This is a genomic window from Streptomyces sp. UH6 (assembly GCF_013421635.1).
In the GTDB taxonomy this organism is placed as follows: domain Bacteria; phylum Actinomycetota; class Actinomycetes; order Streptomycetales; family Streptomycetaceae; genus Streptomyces; species Streptomyces abyssomicinicus.
In genome coordinates this window covers 1-3343 of sequence record NZ_JACADT010000640.1, presented here as the reverse complement: position 1 = coordinate 3343, position 3343 = coordinate 1, and the positions used below count along the sequence as shown (strand labels likewise).

Annotated in this window: 2 protein-coding genes; both read right to left on the bottom strand. The window is 70.7% G+C overall.

Translation table 11 applies throughout. The features are described from left to right. Window positions 1-21: 21 nt before the first annotated feature. A complete protein-coding gene (locus HW445_RS23495) occupies window positions 22-1158 on the bottom strand; it encodes an NADH:flavin oxidoreductase (protein ID WP_180222943.1) in 1137 nt (378 codons plus the stop codon). A gap of 225 nt (window positions 1159-1383) precedes the next feature. Next, on the bottom strand, window positions 1384-3006 hold the full coding sequence (gene groL / locus HW445_RS23490; RefSeq protein ID WP_151774325.1) for a chaperonin GroEL: 1623 nt from the start codon (window positions 3004-3006) through the stop codon (window positions 1384-1386). Between the last annotated feature and the right edge of the window lie 337 nt (window positions 3007-3343).

The window sequence follows — 3343 nt, the reverse complement described above, 5'->3', positions numbered from 1 at the left end:
TCCTGGGCCGGGCGTGCGGGCTCAGTGCAGCTGGAGCAGCGAGGCCGCGTCGTACGGCGTCATCTCGTCCGTGCGCCCGGCGAGCAGCTTGGCCCCCCACTCCGGGTCCTGGAGCAGCGCGCGGCCGACGGCCACCAGGTCGACGTCCTCGCGCTCGACGCTGTCCAGCAGGTCGTCGACGGCCCGCATCGGGGCGCCCTTGCCGACGAAGGCCTCCTCGAAGTTCCCGTCCAGGCCCACCGAGCCGACGGTGATCACGGGCTTGCCGAGCAGCTTCTTCGTCCAGGCGGCCAGGTTGAGGTCGGAGCCCTCGAACTCGGGCACCCAGTAGCGGCGGGTGGAGGCGTGGAAGGCGTCCACACCGGCCTCGGAGATGGGCCGCAGGACCGCCTCCAGCTCCTCCGGGGTGGCTCCCAGCTTGGCGTCGTAGGCGCCGGACTTCCACTGCGAGAAGCGGAAGATCACCGGGAACTCGGGCGAGACCGCGGCGCGGACCGCCTCCACGACCTCCACGGCGAACCGGGTGCGGGCGGCGGCGTCGCCGCCGTACCTGTCGGTGCGGCGGTTGGTGCGCTCCCAGAGGAACTGGTCGATCAGGTAGCCGTGGGCGCCGTGCAGCTCGATGCCGTCGAAACCGGCGCGCTCGGCGTCGGCGGCCGCCTTGGCGAAGGCGGCGACGGTGGCGTCGATGTCCTCCTGGGTCATCGTCCGGCCGTTCGGGGACGCCTCACCGGTCAGCAGCAGCCCCGAGGGGCCCTCGGACGGCGCGTCCGGGAACGGGCCGCGGTTGTCCGGGCGGACCATGCCGACGTGCCAGAGCTGCGGGACGATCTTCCCGCCCTCGGCGTGCACCGCCTCGACGACCTTGCGCCAGCCGGCCAGCGACTCCTCGCCGTGGAAGCGCGGTACCCGGCGGCTGTCGCCCGCGGCCGCACGGTCGATGTAGGTGCCCTCGGTCACGATCAGCCCGACCTGGGCCGCGGCGCGGCGGCGGTAGTAGGCGACCACGTCCTCGCCGGGCACGCCCTCCGGGGAGAACTTCCGGGTCATGGGCGGCATCACCAGGCGGTTGCGCAGCGTCATGCCGTTGATGGTGAGCGGGCGGGACAGGACGCGGGAGGCGCGGTCGGCGATCTCGGCACCGGTGGCGACGGTCACGGGGGGCTCCTTGGGGGGAGGGACAGTCTCGGTCAACAGACGTGGGCGTGCGTACCGGCCGGCGCGCACGTCCACGTAACTGTGCGAACCAGTCGGTATGCCGGGGCATTCCCCGTCCCCGGTGACGATCGAGGACGGGGGAACGCCGAAGGGCGGCACCCCGGCAGGGGTGCCGCCCTCCTGTGTCACGCGTGACGCGGACCTCGGTCCTCCGAGCCGTCAGGCTCAGAAGTCCATGTCACCGCCCGGCATGCCGCCCGGAGCGGCCGCGGCGGCCTTCTCCGGCTTGTCGGCGATGACGGCCTCGGTGGTGAGGAACAGCGCGGCGATGGAGGCGGCGTTCTGCAGCGCGGAACGGGTCACCTTCGCCGGGTCGATGATGCCCTCGGCGATCAGGTCGACGTACTCGCCGGTCGCGGCGTTCAGGCCGTGACCCGGGGTGAGGTTGCGGACCTTCTCCACCACGACGCCGCCCTCGAGGCCGGCGTTGACGGCGATCTGCTTCAGCGGGGCCTCGAGCGCGATGCGCACGGCGTTGGCGCCGGTCGCCTCGTCACCGTCGAGCTCCAGCTTCTCGAAGACCTGGGAGGCCTGGAGCAGGGCCACGCCACCACCGGCGACGATGCCCTCCTCGACGGCCGCCTTCGCGTTGCGGACGGCGTCCTCGATGCGGTGCTTGCGCTCCTTGAGCTCCACCTCGGTGGCGGCGCCGGCCTTGATGACCGCGACACCGCCGGCGAGCTTCGCCAGGCGCTCCTGCAGCTTCTCGCGGTCGTAGTCCGAGTCGCTGTTCTCGATCTCGGCGCGGATCTGGTTGACCCGGCCCTGGACCTGGTCGGCGGAGCCGGCGCCGTCGACGATGGTGGTCTCGTCCTTGGTGATGACGACCTTGCGGGCGCGGCCCAGGAGGTCCAGGGTCGCGTTCTCCAGCTTGAGGCCGACCTCCTCGGAGATGACCTCGCCGCCCGTGAGGATGGCGATGTCGCCGAGCATGGCCTTGCGGCGGTCGCCGAAGCCCGGGGCCTTGACGGCGACGGACTTGAAGGTGCCGCGGATCTTGTTGACGACCAGGGTCGACAGGGCCTCGCCCTCGACGTCCTCGGCGATGATCAGCAGCGGCTTGCCGGACTGCATGACCTTCTCGAGGAGCGGCAGCAGGTCCTTGACCGAGGAGATCTTGGAGTTGGCGATGAGGATGTAGGGGTCCTCGAGCGACGCCTCCATGCGCTCCATGTCGGTCGCGAAGTACGCCGAGATGTAGCCCTTGTCGAAGCGCATACCCTCGGTGAGCTCCAGCTCCAGACCGAAGGTCTGGGACTCCTCGACGGTGATGACGCCTTCCTTGCCGACCTTGTCCATCGCCTCGGCGATGAGCTCGCCGATCTGGGTGTCGGCGGCGGAGATGGACGCGGTGGAGGCGATCTGCTCCTTGGTCTCGATCTCCTTGGCCTGCTCGAGCAGAGCGCCGGAGACGGCCTCGACGGCCTTCTCGATACCACGCTTGAGGGCCATCGGGTTGGCGCCGGCCGCCACGTTGCGCAGGCCCTCGCGGACCAGCGCCTGGGCGAGGACGGTCGCGGTGGTCGTACCGTCGCCGGCGACGTCGTCCGTCTTCTTGGCGACTTCCTTGACCAGCTCGGCGCCGATCTTCTCGTACGGGTCCTCGAGCTCGATCTCCTTGGCGATGGAGACACCATCGTTGGTGATCGTGGGGGCGCCCCACTTCTTCTCGAGGACGACGTTGCGGCCCTTGGGGCCGAGCGTCACCTTGACGGCGTCCGCGAGCTGGTTCATGCCGCGCTCGAGGCCGCGCCGTGCCTCCTCGTCGAACGCGATGATCTTGGCCATGTGAAGTGGTCCTCCCAGGACTGGGGGTGATTCCTTCGGACCGCGCCCGCGCCCGCGACGGACGGCCTGCGTGTCGGGCGGTTCCTTCCCCGCCTCGCCACGCGGACCTCACCGACCCGGTCCATCGTTGTCACTCTCACCTTCAGAGTGCTAACGCAATGATTAGCACTCGACCCCTCCGAGTGCAAGACGCTCCCCCAATCCGCCCCCGATTTCCCACCCACCGAACCCGCCTCACCACCCCGCCCATGCCCGCGGACCCCGGGCACCACCCGACCCACCCGGCGGCCACACCTCACCGCCCTGCGGGCACGTTGCCCGCCCCCCCTGCGGGCGG

Bases quoted from the DNA above. Each gene is read 5' to 3' on its own strand.
- groL (WP_151774325.1), bottom strand. From the start codon at position 3,006: ATGGCCAAGATCATCGCGTTCGACGAGGAGGCACGGCGCGGCCTCGAG.